General features: G+C 52.5%; 21 protein-coding genes and 1 tRNA gene. 7 read left to right on the forward strand and 15 right to left on the reverse strand.

What is annotated here, in order from left to right; translation table 11 throughout:
- Positions 1-18 precede the first annotated feature (18 nt).
- The 11 genes from BUB30_RS26800 to BUB30_RS26850 form a co-directional block, all read right to left on the reverse strand.
- Entirely contained in the window at positions 19-1,197 is a 1,179-nt protein-coding gene (locus tag BUB30_RS26800; protein WP_073140762.1) for an acetyl-CoA C-acyltransferase, read from the reverse strand.
- Positions 1,198-1,274: 77 nt separating this feature from the next.
- Positions 1,275-1,910 (reverse strand): hypothetical protein, encoded by a 636-nt coding sequence (locus tag BUB30_RS26805; protein ID WP_073140764.1) that lies wholly within the window; start codon positions 1,908-1,910, stop codon positions 1,275-1,277.
- Positions 1,907-2,557: a tetratricopeptide repeat protein gene (locus BUB30_RS26810; RefSeq protein WP_073140766.1), complete on the reverse strand. Its 651-nt coding sequence runs from the start codon at positions 2,555-2,557 to the stop codon at positions 1,907-1,909. The genes BUB30_RS26805 and BUB30_RS26810 overlap by 4 nt, the downstream gene beginning before the upstream one ends.
- Positions 2,554-3,525: a vWA domain-containing protein gene (locus BUB30_RS26815; RefSeq protein ID WP_073140768.1), complete on the reverse strand. Its 972-nt coding sequence runs from the start codon at positions 3,523-3,525 to the stop codon at positions 2,554-2,556. The genes BUB30_RS26810 and BUB30_RS26815 overlap by 4 nt, the downstream gene beginning before the upstream one ends.
- A 100-nt stretch (positions 3,526-3,625) precedes the next feature.
- Positions 3,626-4,135, reverse strand: a complete 510-nt coding sequence (locus BUB30_RS26820) for a GNAT family N-acetyltransferase (RefSeq protein WP_245804182.1) — start codon at positions 4,133-4,135, stop codon at positions 3,626-3,628.
- 45 nt (positions 4,136-4,180) lie between these two features.
- Positions 4,181-5,272 (reverse strand): AMP-binding protein, encoded by a 1,092-nt coding sequence (locus BUB30_RS26825; protein WP_084138423.1) that lies wholly within the window; start codon positions 5,270-5,272, stop codon positions 4,181-4,183.
- Positions 5,273-5,292: 20 nt separating this feature from the next.
- Positions 5,293-5,661 (reverse strand): TerB family tellurite resistance protein, encoded by a 369-nt coding sequence (locus BUB30_RS26830; RefSeq protein WP_073140770.1) that lies wholly within the window; start codon positions 5,659-5,661, stop codon positions 5,293-5,295.
- 35 nt (positions 5,662-5,696) lie between these two features.
- Complete coding sequence (gene menB, locus BUB30_RS26835; protein ID WP_073140771.1) at positions 5,697-6,521, reverse strand: 1,4-dihydroxy-2-naphthoyl-CoA synthase; 825 nt, start codon at positions 6,519-6,521, stop codon at positions 5,697-5,699.
- Positions 6,511-8,247, reverse strand: coding sequence for a 2-succinyl-5-enolpyruvyl-6-hydroxy-3-cyclohexene-1-carboxylic-acid synthase (gene menD, locus BUB30_RS26840; RefSeq protein WP_073140773.1), 1,737 nt, complete (start codon positions 8,245-8,247; stop codon positions 6,511-6,513). Before menD ends, menB begins: the two co-directional genes overlap by 11 nt.
- Positions 8,244-9,452 carry a chorismate-binding protein gene (locus BUB30_RS26845; RefSeq protein ID WP_073140775.1) on the reverse strand — a complete coding sequence of 403 codons (1,209 nt, stop codon included), beginning with the start codon at positions 9,450-9,452 and terminating at the stop codon, positions 8,244-8,246. The genes menD and BUB30_RS26845 overlap by 4 nt, the downstream gene beginning before the upstream one ends.
- Before the next feature lie 17 nt (positions 9,453-9,469).
- Positions 9,470-9,898, reverse strand: a complete 429-nt coding sequence (locus BUB30_RS26850; RefSeq protein WP_073140776.1) for a hotdog fold thioesterase — start codon at positions 9,896-9,898, stop codon at positions 9,470-9,472.
- Positions 9,899-9,956: 58 nt separating this feature from the next.
- On the opposite strand from BUB30_RS26850, the gene BUB30_RS26855 reads away from it, so the two are divergent.
- Positions 9,957-10,571 carry a histidine phosphatase family protein gene (locus tag BUB30_RS26855; protein WP_073141212.1) on the forward strand — a complete coding sequence of 205 codons (615 nt, stop codon included), beginning with the start codon at positions 9,957-9,959 and terminating at the stop codon, positions 10,569-10,571.
- Here BUB30_RS26855 and BUB30_RS26860 read toward each other — a convergent pair.
- From BUB30_RS26860 to BUB30_RS26870, 3 genes are read right to left on the reverse strand one after another with little or no spacing between them, the layout of a single operon-like run.
- On the reverse strand, positions 10,559-12,061 hold the full coding sequence (locus BUB30_RS26860) for a tetratricopeptide repeat protein (protein ID WP_143165097.1): 1,503 nt from the start codon (positions 12,059-12,061) through the stop codon (positions 10,559-10,561). The two genes, BUB30_RS26855 and BUB30_RS26860, sit on opposite strands and share 13 nt — an antisense overlap.
- Positions 12,062-12,065: 4 nt before the next feature.
- On the reverse strand, positions 12,066-12,869 hold the full coding sequence (locus BUB30_RS26865) for a zinc ribbon domain-containing protein (protein ID WP_073140780.1): 804 nt from the start codon (positions 12,867-12,869) through the stop codon (positions 12,066-12,068).
- A 3-nt stretch (positions 12,870-12,872) separates the two neighbouring features.
- Entirely contained in the window at positions 12,873-13,979 is a 1,107-nt protein-coding gene (locus tag BUB30_RS26870; protein WP_073141215.1) for a Nif3-like dinuclear metal center hexameric protein, read from the reverse strand.
- Between the two features lie 99 nt (positions 13,980-14,078).
- On the opposite strand from BUB30_RS26870, the gene lpxK reads away from it, so the two are divergent.
- From lpxK to miaE, 3 genes are all read left to right on the forward strand, one after another.
- The gene (gene lpxK / locus BUB30_RS26875) at positions 14,079-15,113 is read left to right on the forward strand and encodes a tetraacyldisaccharide 4'-kinase (protein ID WP_073140782.1); all 1,035 of its coding nucleotides are present in this window, start codon (positions 14,079-14,081) and stop codon (positions 15,111-15,113) included.
- Positions 15,106-17,076, forward strand: a complete 1,971-nt coding sequence (locus BUB30_RS26880) for a putative porin (protein ID WP_073140784.1) — start codon at positions 15,106-15,108, stop codon at positions 17,074-17,076. The genes lpxK and BUB30_RS26880 overlap by 8 nt, the downstream gene beginning before the upstream one ends.
- A 159-nt stretch (positions 17,077-17,235) precedes the next feature.
- Positions 17,236-17,838, forward strand: coding sequence for a MiaE family protein (miaE, locus tag BUB30_RS26885; RefSeq protein ID WP_178377211.1), 603 nt, complete (start codon positions 17,236-17,238; stop codon positions 17,836-17,838).
- Positions 17,839-18,198: 360 nt separating this feature from the next.
- Here miaE and BUB30_RS26890 read toward each other — a convergent pair whose 3' ends face one another.
- Positions 18,199-19,458 carry an asparagine synthetase B gene (locus BUB30_RS26890; RefSeq protein ID WP_073140785.1) on the reverse strand — a complete coding sequence of 420 codons (1,260 nt, stop codon included), beginning with the start codon at positions 19,456-19,458 and terminating at the stop codon, positions 18,199-18,201.
- A 161-nt stretch (positions 19,459-19,619) separates the two neighbouring features.
- Here BUB30_RS26890 and BUB30_RS26895 point away from each other — a divergent pair, with 161 nt between their 5' ends.
- The 3 genes from BUB30_RS26895 (at position 19,620) to BUB30_RS34940 (ending at position 22,120) form a co-directional block, all read left to right on the forward strand.
- A complete protein-coding gene (locus tag BUB30_RS26895) occupies positions 19,620-20,855 on the forward strand; it encodes an ABC transporter permease (RefSeq protein ID WP_073140787.1) in 1,236 nt (411 codons plus the stop codon).
- A gap of 95 nt (positions 20,856-20,950) precedes the next feature.
- A tRNA-Ser gene (locus BUB30_RS26900) sits at positions 20,951-21,040 on the forward strand.
- A 696-nt stretch (positions 21,041-21,736) separates the two neighbouring features.
- A complete protein-coding gene (locus BUB30_RS34940) occupies positions 21,737-22,120 on the forward strand; it encodes a hypothetical protein (protein ID WP_143165098.1) in 384 nt (127 codons plus the stop codon).
- Positions 22,121-22,124: the final 4 nt, after the last annotated feature.

A 22,124-nucleotide genomic window follows, 5' to 3' on the forward strand; every position in this document is an offset into this window, starting at 1 on the left:
ATGTTGTTCAGGAACGACTCAAACATTTTCGATCACAATCGCCGAAGCGCCGCCACCACCGTTGCAGATGCCGGCAACGCCGATGCCCGCGTTGTTTTGCTTCAGCACGTTGATGAGCGTGGTCAGTATGCGCGACCCTGACGATCCCAGCGGGTGTCCCAGCGCGACGCCGCCGCCGTTCACGTTCACTTTGCCGATGTCGAGGCCCAGGTTCTGGCTGTTGGCAAGAGCCACGGCCGAGAAGGCTTCGTTGATCTCGTAGTAGCCTACGTCCTTTTTGTCCACACCGGCGTTCTTCATTGCTTTGGGGATGGCAATCGTCGGTGTTGTGGTGAACCACATGGGGTCTTGCGCAGCGTCGGCAAAGCCCAGGATCTTGGCGATGGGTTTCAGGCCCAGGGCCTCCGCTTTCTCTTTGCTCACCAGCAGGAGGGACGATGCGCCGTCGTTCAGCGTGGAGGCGTTGGCGGCGGTCACTGTGCCGTCTTTGGTGAAGGCGGGTTTCAGGCTGGGAATCTTGTCGAAGTTCACATTCTTGTATTCTTCGTCTTCGGCAAAGATCGTCTTGTTTCCTTTGCGATCAACGATCTCTACGGGCACGACTTCGTCTTTGAACTTGCCCGTACTCCACGCAGCAGCGGAACGTTTGTAGGAGTTGATCGCATAGTTATCCTGGTCTTGGCGCGAGATGTTCATTTCCTTCGCCGTATTGTCGGCGCAAACGCCCATGGCCACCTGGTTGTAGATGTCGGTGAGGCCGTCGTAAGTGAGGCCGTCCAGCAGTTCGCCGTTTCCGAATTTGTAGCCGGTGCGTGCCTTGGCGAGGTAGTAGGGGATGTTGCTCATGCTTTCCATGCCGCCTGTGAGTACCACGTCTTGTTGCCCCAGCATGATGGATTGTGCGCCCAGCATAACGGCCTTCATTCCTGATGCGCAGACTTTGTTCACCAGGGTGCAGGGAATCTCGAAACCCAGTCCGGCGCCGGCGGCCACTTGCGTAGCGGGTGCCTGGCCGAGGCCTGAGGCGATGACGTTGCCTACAAAAACTTCCTGAACCAGTTTGGGGTCGATGCCTGCTTTTGCTACCGCGGCTTTGAAGGCGATGGCGCCAAGTTGAACCGCGGTGAGGGAGCTGAGGCTGCCACCGAAGCTTCCGATGGGGGTGCGTACGGCGGAGACGATGTATACTTCTTTCATGGGGCGTAGTTTTTCAAAAGTTTAAACCGCCCGCCTTCGCTGAAGCTTCGGCGGGCAAGCAGAGAAGTGCAAAGGCCTTACCAGTCGGGTTTGCTTTTGTCTTTGGGCTTGGTGGCTTTGCGTTTGTTTTGTTGGAGGTATTGGACCTCCTGGTTCTTCATGGCTTCGAGGATCATCTTGGCTTTTTCTTCGCTGATCTTCATGTCGCGAAGTTTCTCGTCAAGTTGGGGTGACTTTTCAGGTTTGGTTTTGTTCTTGTCTTCGTTTTGTTGCTGCTCGTCCTGTTGATCCTTCTTTTCTTTGCCTTCCTTTTCTTTTTGTTCTTTTTCTTTCTGCTCTTTATCCTTCTGCTCCTGGTCTTTTTGGTCCTGGTCTTTCTGGTCCTTTTGATCTTTTTTCTGCTGGTCCTGTTCCTGCTTTTCCTTATCCTTTTTCTCCTGGTCCTGCTTGTCTTTGTTCTGCTGGTCTTTTTTCTGTTGCTGATCCTTTTTCTCCTGGTCTTTCTTTTCCTGGTTCAGCTTGTCGTAGAGGGCCTTCAGCTTCTCGTCGGAGGGATATTTTTTCAGGCCGGCGGTCACGGAGGCCAGGGCTTCCGGGTTCTTTCCGTTCACATAGAGGTTGGCCGAGGTGTTGAAATACGTCTGGGCGCCCTGCGAAAAGCCGGTTATGGCCACGCAAACGAGGAAAAATAGCGTACAGAGCGTTGTTTTCATTTCGGTTTGTTTATGGTGGTCACGTCTTGCAGGCGTGTCATAAAATCCTGGTAATGCATGACGGTAGGGTCTTTTTTGGCCCCTTCGGTCATGAGCATATTGGCCTCCCCAAAGCGGAATTGGGCCACGAGGGCATCCGCCTGTGCTTTTAACTTCTTTGCATAGGCAGAAGGTTCCGGGGGCTTGTTTTTGGGGTTCTTTTTCTCGTCTTCCTTCTTCTTTTCGTCCAGTTTGCGCTTCAGCATCTCGTAGTTGTAGCGGGCGTCGATGTTGGCGGCGTCGGCTTTCACGGCGGCCTTGAAATCGGCCAGCGCGACTTCAAATTTGCCCTGGCGGTGGTGTAGGATCCCCAGTTGTTGGTTGGCCTTGGAGCGCACCGTCACGTTCATGCTGCCTATCAGCGATTGGTAGGTGGACAAGGCATTGGTGGTGTCGTTGATTTGGAAATAGGTGTGGCCCAGGTTCAACAACACTTCGTCTTCGCGCACGCCCAGGGAATCGGCCAGGTACCTGTATTTTTCCAGGGCCTTTTTATAATCGCCCGACGTGTAGGCCTCGCGCGCTTCCGACTTCGCACGATTTTCGCGTGCGATCTTTCCCGGATCGATGAGCCATGCAGCAAGAAGGGCAGCCAGCAGGTACTTCATATTTTCACGGTCGGTACGTTAATGAGAACATCCAGTAAAAAGAGCAAGGCCGCAAACGCCAGGAAGTAAAAATACTTGTTGGCCGTCACGTCAATAAAGCGCGCATCGCGGAGTTCGCCTTCGATCTTGCCGATGGTGTTGATGAGGCGGGTGACGTCGTTCTTCGAGTCGTTGATCTCGAAATATTGTCCCCCGGTCTTATCGGCCAGGTTCACCAGTTCTTTTGGGTTTAGTTTGGTCACGACGATCAGGCCGTTGCGGTTTGTTTTTAACGTGTTGCCGGCATAAATATTCCCACCTTTTTCCGTGCCCACACCGAGCGTGAAAAGCTTGATGTCGCGCTTTTCAATTTCGTTCACCACGTCATCGGTGTCTTCTCCAAAATCCTCGCCGTCGCTGATGAGGATGATCACCTTGGACTTCGCCTGTTCATTGGGTGCGGTGTCGTTCTCTTCCAGCTTTTTCAGGGCCAGCCGAAGGGGCGGGCCGAAGTCGGTGCCCGAGCCGGGGACGAGCCCGCTGTTCATGGTCTCGATAAAAAGGTTGAGCGCGTTCTGATCGTAGGTGAGGGGACACTGCATAAAAGCCTCCGAAGAAAAAATAATGACCCCGATGCGGTCCGAGTTGAAGGCGGCCACGAGTTTCTTCATCTCATACTTCACTTTCTCCAACCGCGTGGGCTGGATGTCGAACGCGTCCATGGACTTCGACAGGTCCACGCAGATCATGATGTCCTTGCCGACCGACTTCACTTCTTTCTTTGATCCGCCAAATGAAGGTCCCAGCAAAGCCACGATGAACAGGGCGAAGTAAAGCGTCCTGAAAAACAGTTTGATGAATACATGGCTGTAGGAGCTCTTCAACCGGGTGGCGATGCGGATGATGCGGATAAAATACAGAATGTACAACACGGCAAACGCCGTGATGAAGATCAATTCCGTAACTCCAAATTCACGATACCAAAGCACTATTCCGTCAGTTTATAAATGGCAATTAACACTTCACAAAGGGTTTCTGCAATACCTATTCTGTACAAACCGGCGGTTGCTCATATTGTTGGCCCGGTCACTAAAAAGTGAGGCGCATCACGTAGTCGTTCATCCAATAGGGGCCAATGGGAACGTCTTCTTCCTGGATCACCGTAAAGCCCATCTTTTCATAAAACTCCCGGGCTTTGTTGTGGCGGTTCACGTTCAGGTCCAGGGTGTGGATCCCCTGCATCTTGAGTCTTCTTTTGACCTCCGCGACCAATTGGGCGCCATAGCCCTTTCCATGGTTGTCGGGCAGCACATAGATCTTGTGGAGTTTGTAGACGTTGCGCTCGTCGGGGCGGGGGCCATAGGAGGCAAACCCCTGCACGCCAGCCTCATCCTTAATCAAGATGAAATGCTGCGAACCCCCCTGGATCACATTCAGCAGGGTCTCGGTGGAATAGATGGCATCGAGCATGTAGCGGATCTGCACATCCGTGAGGATGGGGGAGTAAGTAGGCCACCATGTCTTTTCGGCAATGTCCTGAATAGTGACAATGTCGGCGGCGGAGGCATTGATGATTTCGGAGTTGATGATTTCGGACACGGTTTTGGTTGGTTTGGGTTGATTGCTAAGATAGCACCGCGATCGTTACAATCCGGCGATCCCTTTCAGGGTTTCTTTTCGATTGATCTTATCGCTCCCGGTATATTGAAAACGCGGCACCACAAAGATCTCTTTCGGCGTTTTATAGCCTGGCAGTTGCCCCCGCAAACGGGCCATGAGCGTCTCGCGTAATGGCGCCGGCACATGGCCTTCCACGATCAGGATGACCCGGCTCCCCAATTTACTATCCGGAAGGCTGCCAACGAAGAAGCGATTGTTAATTTTTTGGGCCCGGAACACCTTCCCGATCTCCGTCTCGAGGTCCTCCGGCATCACTTTCATGCCCCCCGTGTTGATGATGTTGTCCCAGCGGCCGAGCCAGGTAAAGGTATGCGCATCCTTGATCTGCACCACGTCGTTGGTCACGATCTTGCCGTCGAAATGGGGCGCCCCGATGACCAGGCATTCCCGCTCGTCCTGCGAGATGACAATGCCGGGCAGGGTCTTGTAATCGTCGGTGGCGTCGGGGCCGTTCAATTTTTTGAGGGCAATGTGCGACACGGTTTCCGTCATGCCATAGGTGGCATAGCACCGGCAACGAAACGGCTGGAGCATGGCCAGGCTTTCGTCGTCCAGGGCTGCGCCGCCGATGAGGAGCGAGCCTAATTGTTGGAGTTTTTCTGGATGGGATGAACGTAAAATATCGTGGACCTGGTAGGGGACCATGGCCGTGAAGTCGATCGTTTCAGGACCAAGCTGTTCAAGCGGGTTTGCCGACGGGGTGATGGCAATCATTTTCATGCCAGTAACCAAACAACGCACCACCATCATTTTGCCTGCTATAAAGTCAGGACTCAAACAGAGCAGCGCCGTGTCGCCAGTCTTTAAGCCCAGCGCTTCGGCCGTGAGGCGCGCGCTGGTAGTCATTTGTGCGCGGGTCACGGAAATGTTTTTTGGCATTCCGGTAGAACCGCTGGTGTGTTGTGAAAATTGTTCCGCTCCAGAATGCCATTCACGGATAAATGAGAACAACGATTCTTCAAAGGCGTCGCGGAATGCCGCGTGCTGCTGCAACACATCGTTCAGGCTCACCACCCTCGCATTCACCAGTAATGTATCGAAGGGGTAGGGGCTCATGATGACTTCCGCTTAGGTGCTTATAGCGTTTCCAGGTCTTTCTTGAACCGGTCGATGATGGTCGCCTCCTTGGGACTAAAGCCGCTACAGGCCTTGGCCACTTTGTGCATCACGCGGATGGCGGTTTCTTTCATCTCCGGAGTGAAATGATCTTTGTGTTTTCTCAGATCATGGAGCGCGTCTTTGTAAGCTTTCTCGATCGAAGGCTGGATCACCTCATCCAGCAACTCGAAGCGCCTTTGGGCTGCCCACGATTCAAAGTCAAGCTCTTCTTCGGCGATCTTGGTAAACGCAAAACGTTCTTCTGCGCTCAACCCTTTGTCGGCCATGGCGATGACATACGCCAGCTCGGCGATGGATCTGTAGATTTCTCTTTTCTCGATGTCCATATAGAAAAATAATACCGCGACGTGTCGGATTTTGTTTACGGGAACTTAGGGTATTTCGACCAATCCGGATCGCGTTTTTCCAGGAAGGCGTTCTTGCCTTCTTTGGCTTCGTCGCTGAGGTAATACAGCAAGGTGGCGTTGCCGGCCAGTTCCTGTATCCCGGCCTGTCCATCCAGTTCGGCATTGAATGAGCTCTTCAGCATGCGGATGGCCAACGGGCTCTTGGCGATGATCTTGCGGGCCCATTCCACATAGGTTTCTTCCAGTTTCTCCAGGGGCACGACCTTGTTCACCAGACCCATGTCGATGGCTTCCTGGGCGTCGTATTGATCGCACAAAAACCAGATCTCCCGGGCCTTCTTTTGTCCCACGATGCGGGCCAGGTAGGATGCGCCAAAGCCTCCGTCGAAGCTGCCCACTTTGGGGCCGGTTTGGCCGAAGCGCGCATTCTCGGCGGCGATGGTCAGGTCACACACGACGTGCAACACGTGCCCCCCACCAATGGCCCATCCGGCCACAGCAGCGATCACGGGCTTGGGGATGGAGCGGATCATTTTTTGCAGGTCGAGCACATTGAGGCGGGGTGTGGTGTCTTCGCCTACGTAGCCGCCATGGCCGCGCACGCTCTGATCGCCCCCGCTGCAAAAGGCTTTGCCGCCTTCGCCGGTGAGAATGATCACGCGCACGTCGTTGTCTTCGCGACAGAGGTGCATGGCGTCGATCATTTCTTGTACCGTCAGCGGTGTGAAGGCATTGTGAACCTGCGGGCGGTTGATGCTGATGCGGGCGATGCCGTCGTATTTGTGGAACAGGATATCCTTGTATTCCTTAACGGGCTTCCAGGGAAATTTATAGCTCATAGCTCTTGTGTATTTTCTGTTTCAAATGGTCGAAGATGGCCTTGTTCAAAACGCCGTCACTTTCCAGTTCCAGCACTTTGGTTTTGCCATCGGGTTCAAAGAAATCCTTCAGCAGGTTTTTGACCTTGCGCTTGTTGTCCAACTTCAGATGCTCGAACCCAAACTCTTCGCAGAGTTTGCGGGCATTGAGTTTTTGTTGCGTGATAAAATATTCGTCCGACTCCGGCATCGTACCCGGTCCGTCGATCATCTTGAAGATCACGCCGCCGTGGTTGTTCAACAGCACGACGCGCAAGTTAGGTAATGGATAATTATGCCAGAAGGCATTGCGGTCATAAAAGAATGCCAGGTCACCCGTGATGAGCACATTGGGCCGCGCGCTCACCAGGGCATGGCCCACGGCCGTGCTGGTGCATCCGTCGATGCCGCTCGTGCCACGGTTCGCAAACACATGGATGTCTTTTTGTGCGGCCGTCAAGCCAATGAAATTGGCATAACGCACGCTCATGCTGTTGGCCAGGTGCAGGTTAGCGTCGGGCGGGAGTTGGTGGATGACCTCGCGGACTACTTCCAGTTCGGCCAGTTCTTGCTGCGGAAAGAATTCGTCCAGCGTCCGGACGGCGCGTCGCTCTTCCACTTCCCAGAACTTGTTGAAGTTCTCTTGCTTCTGTTGTTTGAAAGAATCAGTCGACTGCAGCGTGCTGAGGAAATTGAAGAAGGAGGGGGGTGTGGTATGAAATACTTGCGTAATGCTCTTGAACGAATCGGCCACGATCCCCGCCGGCTGGATGTGCCAGTGCGCTTTTGGTGCAAAGTCGCGAAGAAAGAGTTTCAGGTTCTTCGAGATCACCGATTGCCCGAAGGTGATCAGCAAATCGGGCTGCAACGTTTTCTTCACCGCGGCCGAGGCCTGTCCAAGAAACACATCGGCATGCCGCACCACCTTTTCGATCGCGTGAACATTGGAGATGATATCGCCCACGATGGGGATGTTATGCGTGTGAAAGAAATTCGCCAGTGAACTCACGCCATTGGTATCGTCGTGTTGTTGCCCGGCCACGATCAATACGTTATTGAAGGTGGGCCATGCGGCTGATAAAGTTCTTTTTTGTTCTTCCGTCAAGCCAAAGGCAGGTGCGAAATCCTCGATCACCCGCACGTTCTCGCTAAACCCTATGACTTCATCTTTTTGAGGATACAGGGGCTCGCGAAACGGCGCGTTGATGTGCACCGGACCTTGTGGCTCCTGCAAAGAAAGATTGATGGCTTCGTTCACGATCCGGTTGATGGCCCACTGGCTATCGGCGTGCTCGTATTCCTGGGGAAGCTGAAAGGTTTTCTTCACATGCTGCCCATAAATACCAGGTTGATGAATGGTCTGCCCATCTTGTTGCGCGATCCATTCTGCGGGACGATCGGCTGTAAAGATCAGGAGTGGGGTTTCGCTGAAATAAGCTTCCGCGACAGCGGGAGCAAAATTGTAAGCCGCCGTTCCCGACGTGCAAACCAACACGGTAGGAAGTTTGGTATGCTGTGCAATGCCCAACGCAATAAAGCCTGCACTGCGTTCATCGCTGATCGTCCGCGTCTGAATTTTCTTATGCCGTGCAAACGACAGGGTGAGTGGTGCACAGCGGGAACCCGGGCACAGGATCGCCTGCGTCAAACGCTTTTTCGCGCAAAGCTCGGCAATGTCGTAGAGGGGCTGCTGGCGGGGCTGGGTCATGCGTTCTTCGTGGGGCTGATAACGTTTAAGAGCGTGTTCATTTTTATTTCTGTTTCTTCCCATTCCTGCTCCGGCACAGAATCGATGGTGACCCCGGCACCGGCATACAGGATGGCTTTTGTTTCCATCAGTTGCGCGCAACGGAGGTTGACAAAAATATGAATGTTGTTCTTAAAATTTACCGGTCCCAGGAAGCCGGCATAAAATTGCCGGTCATAGCCCTCATATTTCCGAAGAAAATCCACCGCCGGATTCAACGGCATGCCGCAAACAGCCGACGTGGGGTGGAGCAACTGCAGCATGATAGTGCCCAATTGCAGAAAATCCGTAGCCTGCATGTCGACCGTGAACTCTGACTTGAGGTGGAGTACATTGCCGGCCACCACCGTCTTCGGTCCGTGCTCGTCATATTCGCGCAAGCGGATGCGCTTGAAGCAGCTGATGATATAACGCTCAACCAGAGCCTGCTCCTCGATGTCTTTCTGGGTCCAGGCTACCGCCTTCAGGTTCATGCCCTCACGATAGGGCTGTGTGCCGGCCAGGGCAATGGTTTTGAAGGTGGTCCCATCCTCCACGTTCACTAGCAATTCGGGTGTTGCTCCCAACCAGCTTCCCGTTTCGGGTGAGCTCACAAACGAGATGAGCGCGTTCGGGTTGGCGTGGCACAATTTCAGGAACGAGGTCACTACATCAAAATCCAAAGGAAGATCAACGGACTTGCTACGGGAGGGAACCACTTTTTCGAAAACACCTTGCTCGATCTCGGCAATGCCTTTTGCTACTAGCGCGATGTAGGCATCCTTTTCAGGATTGCCCGCGGTATGTTCCTGAGCATAGTGTCTTGCTTTTGCTCTTTTGATTCCCCCGAGCTTCGATTGAAGCCAGGTGGCTGAAGCGGTTTCCAGTGTTGTGGTGGGGGGCTTCAGCGTATCGTCTGTGAAAGAAAATGAAAAATCAGCTTTCAGAAAGATCCGGTCGCCAGCCGTGTCGAAGGGGGCAAAGATAAACCCCGTCGGGAGCTCTTCCAGGGCGGCGTCGGGCTTGAGGAGCTCGTGTTCGCGCGAGAGGATGAGGTGTTTGGTGTTGTCGTTGGGAAGCCGCCAGACGGCTACGGAAAAATTCTGGTCGACGGCATAGTTGATGAGAAAAGAAAGATAGTCAGTTTCAACAATCCTGGGTGATGAAACTGATGTGGTAGTATCCATACGAAGTCCGGTTCGCCTCAATTTTGTCTGTCCAACACCGCCATGGTGATCCGGCTGATGCACACCAGTTCACCGATCTGGTTACTAATACGGATTTCCCAAACCTGAGTTTTTCGCCCGACGTGAACGGGCTTCACCACCCCGGTCACAAAACCTTCGCGCGCGCTCTTGATGTGGTTGGCATTGATTTCTAACCCCACGCAGTACTGTTTTGTTCCATCCACGCACAAAGTTGCGGCCACGCTGCCCATGGTTTCCGCCAGGGCCACGGAGGCACCCCCGTGCAACAAACCCAACGGCTGGTGCGTACGGCGGTCTACGGGCATGGTGGCCTCCAGGTAGTCTTCGCCAATCACGGTGAAGGAAATGCCCAGTTGCTCGGCCAGGGTGTTGGCCGACCATTTGTTCAAGGCATCGACGGTGGTGGTAGTTTTGAAAATTCCCATGAACGAAGGGTCCGAAGGTGGACTATTTCTTTATTTTTGCGCCCAAAATAACGCAAAATTGAGCAGCAAAAAAATTTACCTCGTCCGCCACGGCCAGACGGATTTCAACCTCCAGAACATCGTCCAGGGCAGCGGGGTAGACAGCAGCTTAAACGACCGCGGCCGCGCCCAGGCGCATGCTTTCTTCCAAAAATACAAGGATATCCCCTTCGACAAGGTCTATACGTCTGCCCTGAAACGCACCCGCGAGTCGGTGCAATCCTTCATCGATCTGGGTTTACCCGTAGAGTCGTTTGCGGGTCTGAACGAGATCAGTTGGGGCACTAAGGAGGGCTTTCCCATCACCCCCGAAGAAGACCAATATTATCACTACATGCTCAAACAATGGCAACTGGGCGATACCACGCTGCGCATTGAAGGCGGTGAGAGTCCCGACGAAGTGGTCAGGCGCATGAAGCCCGTACTGGATCACATCATGCGCCAAACCGACGAAAAGACGGTGCTCATCTGCATGCACGGCCGGGCCATCCGCATCCTGATGTGCATCATCCTGAACTATCCCCTGAAATCGATGGATATGTTTGAGCACGAGAACCTCGGGCTCTACCTATTGCATTACAGTGGTTCGTTCTTTACGGTCGAGTTGTACAACGATACGGCTCACCTGCGTTGATCAACCAACCCAATCCCACTGCCGCGTTTTAATTGCGCGAGAGCAGACTTTGCTTTGCTGTCGATACTGTTTTTGTATTCGTGCTTCTTGTACGAGAGCGCGAGTGTAAAAAAGGTCTTTGCGCTTTCCAGGTCCTTGTCGGCCCAAGCGAGATAGCCCAATTGTAGGCAGGCGTTGGGTGCATAGTACCAGGGCTCCTGGCCGTTTTGTTTGATGGTCTCTTTGTACAATTCCCTGGCTTGAGGAAGATGGTTGGTCTTGTGCTCCAAGCGCGCTTTGCGATAGATCAACTCTACCTGGTCGCGTTTGCTGGGAACCTGAGCCGGTGTGATGGCTTCCAGGATCTTGCGGGCGTTGTCGTAGTAGCCGCCGTCGGTGGCGTAGCGGGCTTTGGTGAGTTGCATGTGGGGAAGCTCATCGTCGGCCAGGCTGCGGGCGGCGTATTTGTCCGCTTCACTGGCTTCTTTGCCCAGCGTCCGGGCTTGCTTGAAGACCTCCAGGGCGTCGTTGTTGCTGCCGTTCAGATAGTAGCATAACCCCACTTTATAATAAGCGTCCTTGATAAAGTTCTGCCCCTTGTAGTGGTTGATAAACCAGCGATAAGAAGCCATGGCCTCCATGTATTCTGCCTTATGCAGGTAGATCTCACCTTTCAGATATTCAGCGTAATAGATAGGCAACCCCGAGTGTTTCGTGCTCAGTGTGTTCAGCAGGAACAAGGCCTCTTCGCTTTGTGAATTTTTTATTGCCAAGGCTCCACCCAGGAACAGCGCTAGCCGGTTGCCCGGATGATCGGCCAATAACTGGCGTGCCTCGGTTACGGCACTGTCGGTTTGCTGCAACAACAAGCCCTTCGCGAGTGCCGAGATCATGCCGGCCTCAAAGCTCAGCGGATGACCCGCCTTGGTGAAGGACTCCAACTCGGCCATGCCGTCGCCAATAGAACCGTCCATGCTGAGCAGACTCAGCACCCAGTTGTATTGTTCGGGTACCGACCCGATGATCACCTCGAGCATGCCCGCCGTCTTCTTGATGGCCTGGTATTCGGGGAAGCGTTTTTTTAACTCCTTCGCCGTGAGGAAAGCCTGGCGCAGGTTGAGGCCGGCATCGAATTCGTGACCGTATTTCAAATAGACAAAGGCCCATTGCATGCGGATCTCGGCCAGCAACAACAGCTCGTCGGGGGAGTTCAGTTTGATCTTGCGCTCCAGTCGTTGTTCGAAGTGGTCTTCGTATTCGGTGTATTTTTCACCGTCTTCGGTGATGAGCAACTCCAGCGCTTCACCCAGGGCGAGCACATAGTGTTCCTGGGGGGTCTTGGGGTTGGGCAGCATGGCATAGGCCTCCACCGTTTGAAGGTTCAGCACCAGGTCGTAGGCCTTCTGCGAGATGGCGTCGAACTTCCATTCTTCGGGAGGGGCCGCCAGGGCGGTGGCGTAGCACAAAAAAAGGCAAGCGATAGCGCCTGCCTTTCTATAATAAGGTATCAAAAGGTTATTCAACTTTTTTTCTACGGGTAGGGGCTGGAGTAGCCACTTTAGCGGTTTTGGGCTTGTCACCTTCATCGAGAGAGTCCATATCAACGTCCGCTAAGATACGACCGGAATGCTCATCGATCACAATTTTCTTTTTCTCGCGGATCTCGGCGATCTTTTGAGGAGGGATCACGATGTTACATCCTTCGGCGGCACCGCGCACCACGCGCACGACGGCAAGGCCGTTGGTGAGGCTGGTACGGAGGCGTTCGTAATATTTGAGGAGTTTGTCTTCGATTTTCTTGGTGGCCTTTTCGCGTTCTGCTAACAGTCTTTTCTCTTCTTCGTGGCTTTCGGCCAGGATGCCATCCAGTTCTTTTTTCTTGTTGTCGAGGTGTTCGCCGCGCTCTTTGATCTGGTTGTTGATCTTTTCGATCTCTTCCTTCTTGTCGACGATCTGGTCTTTGCCTTCTTTTATCTTTTTCTCGCAGATCTGGATTTCCAGCTCTTGCAGCTCAATTTCTTTGGTGATGGCGTCGAATTCGCGGTTGTTTCTAACGTTTTTCTGTTGTTCGGTGTATTTTTTGATCAGCTTTTCCGCTTCCTTGATGCCTTCTTTGTATTTTTTGATACCTTCTTCAATGTCCTTCTGATCAGTTTCGTATCGCGTTTGGCGCGTCTTGTACCCCTCAATTTCGTCCTCCAAATCCTGGACTTCGTCGGGAAGGTCGCCCCGGAGCTTTTTAAGTTCGTCTAGCTTTGTGTCAATGAATTGGAGTTTAACAAGCGCTTCGAGCTTCTGTGCAACTGATTGATTTTCCATTCTTTATAGGTAGCTTATTGGATTCGTGACAGTCTTTGAAAAATTGATCGCAAAAGTAGGAAATTTTTTCCGTAAAACCTCCTGCAAAAGTTCTTTGGTGAAAGCTTCGCTCTCGTAATGCCCGATGTCGGCGATGATAATTTTCCCGTCGGCATCAAAGAATTCGTGGTATTTAAAGTCGGCAGTGATGAAAATGTCCGCCCCGGCCTGAATGGCTTTCGAAAGCAGAAAGCTGCCTGATCCCCCGCAAACGGCCACTTTTTTTATCAGAGGGCGAGAGAGTGCGGTGTAGCGGATCACTTGGGTTTCCATACGTACTTTTAAACCTTTCAGGAATTCCAAAGGTTCCATGGGCGTTTCCAGCTCCCCGGTCATCCCGGAGCCAACTTCTTGATTCTCATTGGTTAGCGCGCTCAAATAATAAGCCACTTCTTCATACGGATGGTTTTTCCGCAGGGCCGCCATCACCGCCCCCTCCAGCGGCACGGGAAAGATCACCTCCGCCCGTATTTCCTCCACCGTTTCCTGCACCTGCGGCTTCCCGATGTGCGGTGTGGCCGATTCGCCGGGCATAAAAGTGCCTGTTCCCGGCACCTGGAAGCTGCAATTCTGGTAGTTGCCGATCTGGCCGGCGCCGGCCTGATAAAGGGCCGAGAGCACGGTCCCGGCATGTTCTTTGGGAATGAACGTGACCAGCTTTTTCAGGGTATCGGTCTTGGGGGCCAGTATTTTTAGGTTTTTCAGGCCAATGCGCTCGCAGATCTTCCGGTTCACCCCGTCGAAGACGTTGTCGAGGTTGGTGTGGATGGCGTAGATGGCGATGTCGTTCTTGATGGCGGCAATGATCACCCGTTCCACATAGTGGCTGCCGGTGAGCTTTTTCAATCCTTTGAAAACGATGGGGTGGTGGGCCACGATGAGGTTGCATCCTTGCTGGATGGCTTCGTGTACTACGGCTTCGGTGCAGTCGAGCGTGACCAGGATGCCGGTGCAATCGGCGTTAGCATCGCCGGTGAGGAGGCCCGCGTTGTCATAGTTTTCCTGGTATCCGCGGGGTGCCAGGGCTTCGAGCGTTATGGTTACATCTTTTATTTTTATACTTGCGTTCATGAATTTCGACACTCGGACGGCATGGGTTAGGGGTTAAAAATAGCTTCTTCCGGTCAATATGTAAGCAGTGATGAATTCTAAAAATCGGTTTGACGTGCCATGATCCTTCTCCGCATTTTGCTTTATCCCATGGCCATGGCCTACAACTTTATTACCGGTCTGCGCAACCGGCTTTATGACCGTGGCCTAAAGCCTTCCGTCACCTTCGAGCTGCCCGTCATCAATGTGGGCAACCTCACCGTTGGCGGCACGGGCAAAACGCCGTTGATCGAGTACCTCATCCGGCTCCTGGCCCCTAACCATAAGGTGGCCACGCTCAGTCGTGGCTATGGGCGAAACACTACGGGCTTTCGCATTGCCAGCCCGACCGACAACGCCGGGACCCTGGGTGATGAACCCACACAGTTCTATCAAAAATATGGCGACCGCGTCACGGTTGCCGTTGGCGAAGAGCGTGCACTGGCCATCCCCAACATTCTTCAGGACCACCCCGACACGGAGATCATCCTGCTCGACGATGCCTACCAGCACCGGAAGGTGAGGCCCTCGCTGAACATTCTCCTGTCGGACTACAACCGGCCCTTTTATGACGACCTGCTGTTACCGGCCGGCCGACTCCGTGAGTCACGTCAGGGCGCGGCGCGGGCCGACGTGGTGGTGGTCACCAAATGTCCCCCCGAGATCACCGACGATGAGATGATGGAGATCGACCAGCACGTGCGCCGGTATGTGGGGAAGCCTGTTTTCTTCACGCATGTGCGCTACGGCAACCCCATGCCGGTCACGGCGCGGGCTCAGAAACTTGGCGATGAAGTGGTTCTCATCACGGGCATTGCCAATGCAAAACCCCTCGTACATTATTTAAAACAAACCTTTAACCTGGTCAGGCATTTCGATTTCACAGACCATCATACCTACCGGGCTTCCGACCTGGAGGACTTCACCAGTGCATTAAAAGCCCATCCCAAGGCAAGTTTTCTGACGACCGAAAAGGATAAAGTCAAGCTGGTATCACCGGCCTTCCGGGAGGCGATCGAAAAAATTCCGTTGTTTTATTTGCCCATCGAAGTGGAATTCATCAAAAATGGACAGGATTTTGATGAGATCGTGCTAAATCATTTGAAGCGTGCCTGAGATAAAAAAATTCCTGAATCCCGCTATCCACACATCGCAACGGTTATTTTTGCCCGTGCATTTTTTTCGCCCGATACTCACCCTGCTTTTTCTGGCCGCCATCGTCTTTCAAACGGCCGCCCAAGACCAGCCCACGCGTCGCAAGGGGTCGCGCATCATCGACGACACGACCAAGCAGGTCTATGGGCCCAAGACCTCGCGCTATTACTACGAGCAGGACTTCTTCTATAACCGCACGGTGTTTTCCACCATCGACACGGCTATCCGTAATTTTCACCGGTGGACCTATGTGCAACAGAACCACTATTTCTACCAGGACCTCGGCAACATCGGCACGTCCATGAAGTCGATCTTTTTCAAGCCCCCCACCCTGATCGGGGCCACGTCGGGGTTCACCTCGTACGATGTGTATTGGGATGCTGAAAAAATCCGCTACTTCGACACCAAGTCGCCTTACTCCAACATGCGGGTGAACCTGGGTGGCAAGGGGCGCTCCACGACGAAGATCACCTTTAGCCGCAACATCAAACCCAATTGGAATATCGGGTTCAATTTCCGGGCGTTGCTCATCGACAAACAGATTCAACGCGCCAGCAAAGGCGATCGCAACGTCAAGGCCACCTACTACGATCTCTATACGACCTATGAAACACCGGACAGCAGCTATCGGCTGTTCCTCAACTTCCAGCGGGCCAAGCACGACGCCGACGAATACGGCGGTGTTCTGCAACCCCCGGGTGTCAATTTTAAATACGGCGACTACTTCTCCACCGACGCGCAGCCCAACCTGCACGAGGCCATCAGCGAAGACCTGCGCATGAACATCCATTTGTACCATCAATACAAAGTGGGATCGGCCCTGCAACTGTATCACATCTTCGACCGCTATCGGCAAGGAAATAATTTTGTGGATGTTGTGGCCTCCGAGCCGGACGGCTATTACGGAAGTTTTGTAAACATCGTCGCCGACTCTACCAACGACTATGCGAAGTTCAAGGCCCTTCGAAATGAGGTGGGTATCAAGGGCAACCTGCTAAAGCTTTTCTACAATGGATATTACGCCTTGCGGAACGTGTCATACACAAACCGGGGGGGCGAATTTATTCAAAACGATTATAAGGCGTCGGAGAGCTACATTGGCGGAAGGATGTCGTTGGCGCTGGATTCCATCGGTGAACTGGGAGGCTGGGTGGAAGTGCAGCAGAATGGCAACTACCGCGTTGAGGGCACACTTAAAAGCAAGTGGTTTGAGGCTTCGTTAAAGCAAATGCAGTATTCGCCGTCGTATCTCACACAATCCTATGTGGGCATGTACAACGTCTGGACCAACAATTTCAACAGTACGAACATGACGCAGGTGAACGGCTATATCCACTACAAGACACCGACATTCACCGTCTCACCCGGGCTAACATTCACCACACTGAACAACTATGTCTATTTCAAGGAAGTGCCAGAAGCCAGTGATACTGTGCAGAAGGTCATGCCCTATCAAACCTCCGACGGACAGGTTATCGTGTCGCCCGAAGTAAAGGTTTCGTTGGTGCTGGCCCGTCACATTCATTTCGATGCACAGTTCATGTACACCCGCGTCCTCAAGAATGCGGATGACGCGATACAATTGCCGGCTGTGTTTGTGAACTCTCAACTGTCGTACGAAAACATTTTCTTCAATGGCAACCTCGACATGCATGGCGGGGTGGATTTCCATTTTCAGTCCGATTACCTGGCCAATAGCTATTGGGTGCCTACCCAGCAGTTTTACACGCAGCGGTCGTTCACATCTCCCAGCTTTCCGCTGATCGACTTGTTCTTTAGTGCGCGCATCAAACGCGGTCGCGTTTTTCTGAAGTATAACAACCTGATCCAGGCGTTCACCAAGGAAGGCTATATGGCCACGCCACAATACCCAGGTCAACGTCCGATCCTTGATTTTGGATTCGATTGGTCTTTCTATGATTAGAACCGGTGGATTTGAAACATCTTTATCACGGGAAAGTTGTAAATTAAAAAGAACATTAGCAGGGGAGACGTAATCGCCTCGTCCGGCAGCGAGCAAAGTCAATCTAAAGGCTGCGGCGTCTTACCGTGAGGAGAAATCATAAACATCACGTTAAAAATCGTGGAGAGCAAAGACAAATTTACGCTGGGACTTGAACTGCCCACCGACCCGCGGTGGATCGACATCGCGCAGGAACATATCCGCGACATCCTGGTGGATCATGCTTACTGTGAGCAGAAGGCAGCGTCTTCGTGCATCTCGCTCATTATCCTGCATCCCGATCGCGAGAAACTGGTGGAGGTGCTGGCACCCATTGTTGCCGAGGAGTGGAGCCACTTTGAGCGGGTATTGGCCGAGTTGAAGAAGCGTGGCTACACGCTTGGCCCGTCGCGTAAAGACGAATATGTGGAGGCGCTCTTCAAGCTGGTTAAAAAAGGAGGCAGCCGCGAACAACAGTTGGTCGAAAAACTTCTCCTCAACGCCCTCATTGAAGCCCGCAGTTGCGAGCGGTTTAAAGTGCTTTGGAAACATATTCCGGATCCTGAGCTCTCAGAATTTTATCATGAGCTTATGATTTCGGAGGCGGGGCATTATAAGACCTTTTTGCACCTGGCGAAAGAATATCTTCCGGAAGATGCGGTCATGCACCGCTGGCGCGAGTGGTTGGAGGCGGAGGCGGAGATTATGCGAGGCTTAGGAGTGAGGGGGGATAGGATTCACTGAACGTTAAGTGCTTCGCACGTGCAGAAAAGCACGTCATTCCGCAGGCACAAACTTCCTCTGGCTTCGCACGTTTTCAAGGAATCCCGTGGACTGCACACTCGATCCGTGTGGTGATGCATTTGGAGAGTGGGGCCGCTTTCGGTGTTTGCCGGGTTTCGTTTTATTCCGTACGAAGTATATCCAGTTCCTCTGCTCTCGAAATTCGGGATGTCTTGAACTTCTGCCGTAGGTTTTTAAAAAACTTGTGCCTGCGACATGACGTTGAGGCTCCGCACGCCTGGCTACTTACTACTAACTACTGGCTACTGAATACCGAGCATCAGATTCTGGCTCCAGGCTCCTGAATACCTCCGCCGCGAATCACGTTTTCTGCTTCTTCTTCTTCGCCGCCGGGAACAACACATTGTTCAGAATCAACCTGTACCCCGGTGAATTCGGATGCTGATTCAAGTCCGTGGGTTCTTCACCCACCTGGTGTTGATAGTCTTCAGGATCGTGCCCTCCATAGAACGTCCAGAATCCTTTGCCCAGGACGCCGTGAATATATTTGGCTTCTTTGATCGATTTGTTTTCGCCCATGATCACCACGTCGGGCTTGATCAGGTTCTCTTTGAACCCTGTGCTTTGTCCGAAGAAACCGTTGATGACGCGGGTATGGTTTTGGGTGAGCATGGTGGGGATCGGGTCCCATTTGGCCGAGAATTCGAACAATGAAAAATAGTCGTTGTCCTGGCGCAGGCCCCGCTCGTTGGGTTGATTGTCGATGTCCGAAAATTCGTATTGGAGGGGATTGCGTTCTAAACGAAAATTGGTGAAGGCAAAGGTGTTTTCGTATTTCAATTTGTCTTGCGCGGTGGGGTCGGCAGGATCGCCATCGTACATCCGGTCGCAGATGTCAAGGCCTTCGGCGGCCAATGCAATGTCGTAGGTGTCGGTGGCGGAGCACATGGCGAACAAGAATCCCCCCGAAGTAACAAACTCTTTGATCTTCTTCACCACGGCCAGCTTCAGCTGCGACACTTTGTGGAAGCCAAATTTTCGGGCGAGGTCTTCGGCTTCTTTTTGCTGCTCGATATACCAGGGCATGTTGCTGTACTGCACATAGAACTTGCCGTACTGCCCGGTGAAATCTTCGTGGTGCAAGTGCAGCCAGTCGTATTTGGTGAGCATACCATTCATCACCTCGTCGTCAAAGACAATATCGTAGGGAATTTCGGCGTAGGTCAGCACCAGGGTCACGGCGTCGTCCCAGGGTTGTTTGGTCTTGGGGGAGTAGACGGCGATCTTGGGGTATTTCTCCAGCTTCATCAGGTCATAGTTCATGGCCGGGCTGGCGATCTCGGAGATGATCTGGTTGGTCTGGGCGTCGGAGATGATCTCGAAGCTTACGCCCCGCACCATCAACTCGTTTTGGATTGCGGGATGATAGTCGCACATGAAACTGCCGCCGCGGTAGTTCAGCAACCAGTCCACCTGCATGTCGCTGCGCAAGATCCAGTAGGCAATGCCATAGGCCTTCAGGTGGTTGGACTGTTTTTCATCCATGGGGATGAAAATGGAATTGCTGTGGGCCGTGATGTAGGCCGTCAAAAAAAACAGGAAAAACACGCTACGCTTCATACTCAAACCCCGTTATAGAACTTAAATTTACTTCGCTGCTGCGACATTTTTGATGGAATAGCACAAAATTAGGGCCTCACCCTAAAAAATCGGCTGCCGGCTGTAACATTGGGGGGTACTTTATCAACGTATTGTAACACAACGCAATTGTAGACAGTTTCATGAACCTGATTGAAAATATAAAAGAGGGCCTCCGCTCCATACAAGCCAACTTGTTGCGCTCGATCCTTACAGCCCTCATTGTGGCCATCGGCATCATGTCGCTGGTAGGCATCCTTACGGCCATCGATGGGATCGAATATTCCGTCAACGAGAGCCTGGCCTCCCTGGGTGTGAACACGTTCGACATCCGCTCCAAGACCAACCGGGGCTCCAATCGCCTTGGGATCAAGGAAAAAACATATCCCCAGATCCGCATGACTGAAGCCTTCCGCTTCATCGACCAATATAAAGTGCCCTCCACCATCAGCCTGTCGGCTTTTGTCACCGAGATCGCCGAAGTGAAGCACCTTTCGAAAAAGACCAACCCCAACGTCCAGGTGCAGGGCGTCAACGCCGATTTCCTGCCCATAAAGGGGCTGGAGGTGGAGACTGGCCGCAATTTCTCAAAGCTTGAAATGGAATATGGCACCCAAGTCGCCATCATCGGCCATAAAGTGTTCACTTCCCTCTATGGAAAGACGGAGGAGCCCATTGGGTCCGAGATCAACATTTCCGGCTTCCAGTTCCGTGTCATCGGGGTGATGAAGGAAAAGGGCGAGTTCTCCGACAACAACTACGACAATATGGTGCTTATGCCCATCATCAAGGGCAACCAGATGGCCAAAGGCCGAGGCCTGTGGTATGACATGACCATCGGCATTTCCGACCCCTCCCAAATGGAATATGCCATGGGTGAGGCCACTGGCATCATGCGCGCCATCCGCCGCGACCAGGTGGGACAGCCCAACTCGTTCGAACTGGAGAAAAGCGAGACCCTGGCCCAGGAAATGGAAAGCATCATCGGCGGCCTGCGCATGGGCGGCTTTGGTATCAGTTTTATCACACTGCTGGGCGCCTGTATTGCCCTGATGAACATCATGCTCGTGTCGGTGACCGAGCGCACCCGTGAGGTTGGTGTTCGTAAAGCCCTGGGCGCCACGCCTTTGCGCATACGGCAGCAGTTCCTCATCGAGGGTATCGTGGTGTGTTTGCTGGGCGGTATTTCGGGGGTTATTCTCGGGATCCTCATCGGCAATGGCCTGGCAAAGCTCATGGGCATCAACGCGTTTGTGATGCCGTGGGTGACCATGTTGTGGGGCCTTGCCGTCTGCATCTTTGTAGGCGTCATCTCGGGCTACTACCCTGCAAAACGGGCCTCGCGCCTGGACCCCATCGAGTCGCTCCGCTTCGAGTAAAAAATAAACGAAGGTTTTTTAGAAAACTCTCGCAAAGCCTGCGGGAGTTTTTATTTTTGCACCCGCATCCGCCGGCTGGCGGATTCAGACCACACAGAGAGATGTCAGAGTGGTCGAATGAGACGGTCTCGAAAACCGTTATGCGGGCAACCGCATCGAGGGTTCGAATCCCTCTCTCTCTGCCATCAAATAAGCCCTTGTAATCCAAGGGCTTATTTGTTTTTGGCCACTCCAAGGTGATATTTTATGCTACTATTTAGTCATCGTTTTTACATAGAACCGGTGACTAAAAAAGAGAAGCCGGGAACTCCATCCAGCTTGAAATTTTTGAACAACAATCAGGTTTCCCGAAGACCTCCTGATGAACGCTATCTTTATTTGAAGAGAAATCTATTCTAAAAAACTTTATTTCCAGAGATCGCACAACCGGCTGATGACATCATGGTGAACGACGATTTTTTTTATGGGACTGCAATGGAAAGGAACCTGATTTCAGGGATCATAAGTAATGCAGCAAATTTTTCTGAATAAAAGACCTGTTATTGTAAAAGCAGGGTGCCCCCACTGGAGAAAATATCCGATAAGATTGGATTTACGGTTAGCGTGATAATCATTTGAGATGTAGCGTAATCTCCGGAGCAGGCTAAGCGGTCTGCCAAGAACTTACTAAAGTAAATTCTTTTTTATTATATTCGATAGCAGGAGCAAAAGACGTGCTGATGTGCTTTTCTCCGAACGTTGGCCGGGTGATCAATTTTCAACTCAATTGCTTGCCGGTATTGAGCCAATTTCTCGTCTTGATTCCAGACGAACGTTTAAACGAATTCCTGGTCGATTTGAATCGGTACAATTAAATATAGCGCACTCAACTTAATTCCATTGTGAAACGAAGAGATTTTGTGCTTTCCGCAGTGGGCGGCATTGGTTTCATTTCGATTTCGGCAGCCTACTACTACATGAGCGATGCCGGGGATGACGACGCTTTGACCCAGCCTCAATCCCTTTCCCTTATTTGGGACACCAAAGCCATCCGTCACATCGGAAACCAGTATCGCCTGATCGTGCCTGTAGAAAATAGCGCACATGCGCTGAGCAATTTATTGCGTGCGGAATCTTTCAACGCCGGAGCGTCGATAGTTTCCAGACTGAACGAAAGCATCACGCATGATTTTGAAACCGGAAACACGGTGTTGGTTGATGGATGGATCCTTTCCGTTACAGAAGCTCGCCAGTGCGCACTTGCCTCGACGCTACAACCTGATTAAAACC

Source organism: Chryseolinea serpens, assembly GCF_900129725.1.
GTDB classification, from domain to species: Bacteria; Bacteroidota; Bacteroidia; order Cytophagales; family Cyclobacteriaceae; genus Chryseolinea; species Chryseolinea serpens.

Bases quoted from the DNA above. Each gene is read 5' to 3' on its own strand.
- BUB30_RS26800 (WP_073140762.1), bottom strand. From the start codon at position 1,197: ATGAAAGAAGTATACATCGTCTCCGCCGTACGCACCCCCATCGGAAGC.
- BUB30_RS26805 (WP_073140764.1), bottom strand. From the start codon at position 1,910: ATGAAAACAACGCTCTGTACGCTATTTTTCCTCGTTTGCGTGGCCATA.
- BUB30_RS26810 (WP_073140766.1), bottom strand. From the start codon at position 2,557: ATGAAGTACCTGCTGGCTGCCCTTCTTGCTGCATGGCTCATCGATCCG.
- BUB30_RS26825 (WP_084138423.1), bottom strand. From the start codon at position 5,272: ATGAGCCCCTACCCCTTCGATACATTACTGGTGAATGCGAGGGTGGTG.
- BUB30_RS26830 (WP_073140770.1), bottom strand. From the start codon at position 5,661: ATGGACATCGAGAAAAGAGAAATCTACAGATCCATCGCCGAGCTGGCG.
- menB (WP_073140771.1), bottom strand. From the start codon at position 6,521: ATGAGCTATAAATTTCCCTGGAAGCCCGTTAAGGAATACAAGGATATC.
- menD (WP_073140773.1), bottom strand. From the start codon at position 8,247: ATGACCCAGCCCCGCCAGCAGCCCCTCTACGACATTGCCGAGCTTTGC.
- BUB30_RS26845 (WP_073140775.1), bottom strand. From the start codon at position 9,452: ATGGATACTACCACATCAGTTTCATCACCCAGGATTGTTGAAACTGAC.
- BUB30_RS26850 (WP_073140776.1), bottom strand. From the start codon at position 9,898: ATGGGAATTTTCAAAACTACCACCACCGTCGATGCCTTGAACAAATGG.
- BUB30_RS26865 (WP_073140780.1), bottom strand. From the start codon at position 12,869: ATGGAAAATCAATCAGTTGCACAGAAGCTCGAAGCGCTTGTTAAACTC.
- BUB30_RS26870 (WP_073141215.1), bottom strand. From the start codon at position 13,979: ATGAACGCAAGTATAAAAATAAAAGATGTAACCATAACGCTCGAAGCC.
- lpxK (WP_073140782.1), top strand. From the start codon at position 14,079: ATGATCCTTCTCCGCATTTTGCTTTATCCCATGGCCATGGCCTACAAC.
- BUB30_RS26890 (WP_073140785.1), bottom strand. From the start codon at position 19,458: ATGAAGCGTAGCGTGTTTTTCCTGTTTTTTTTGACGGCCTACATCACG.
- BUB30_RS26895 (WP_073140787.1), top strand. From the start codon at position 19,620: ATGAACCTGATTGAAAATATAAAAGAGGGCCTCCGCTCCATACAAGCC.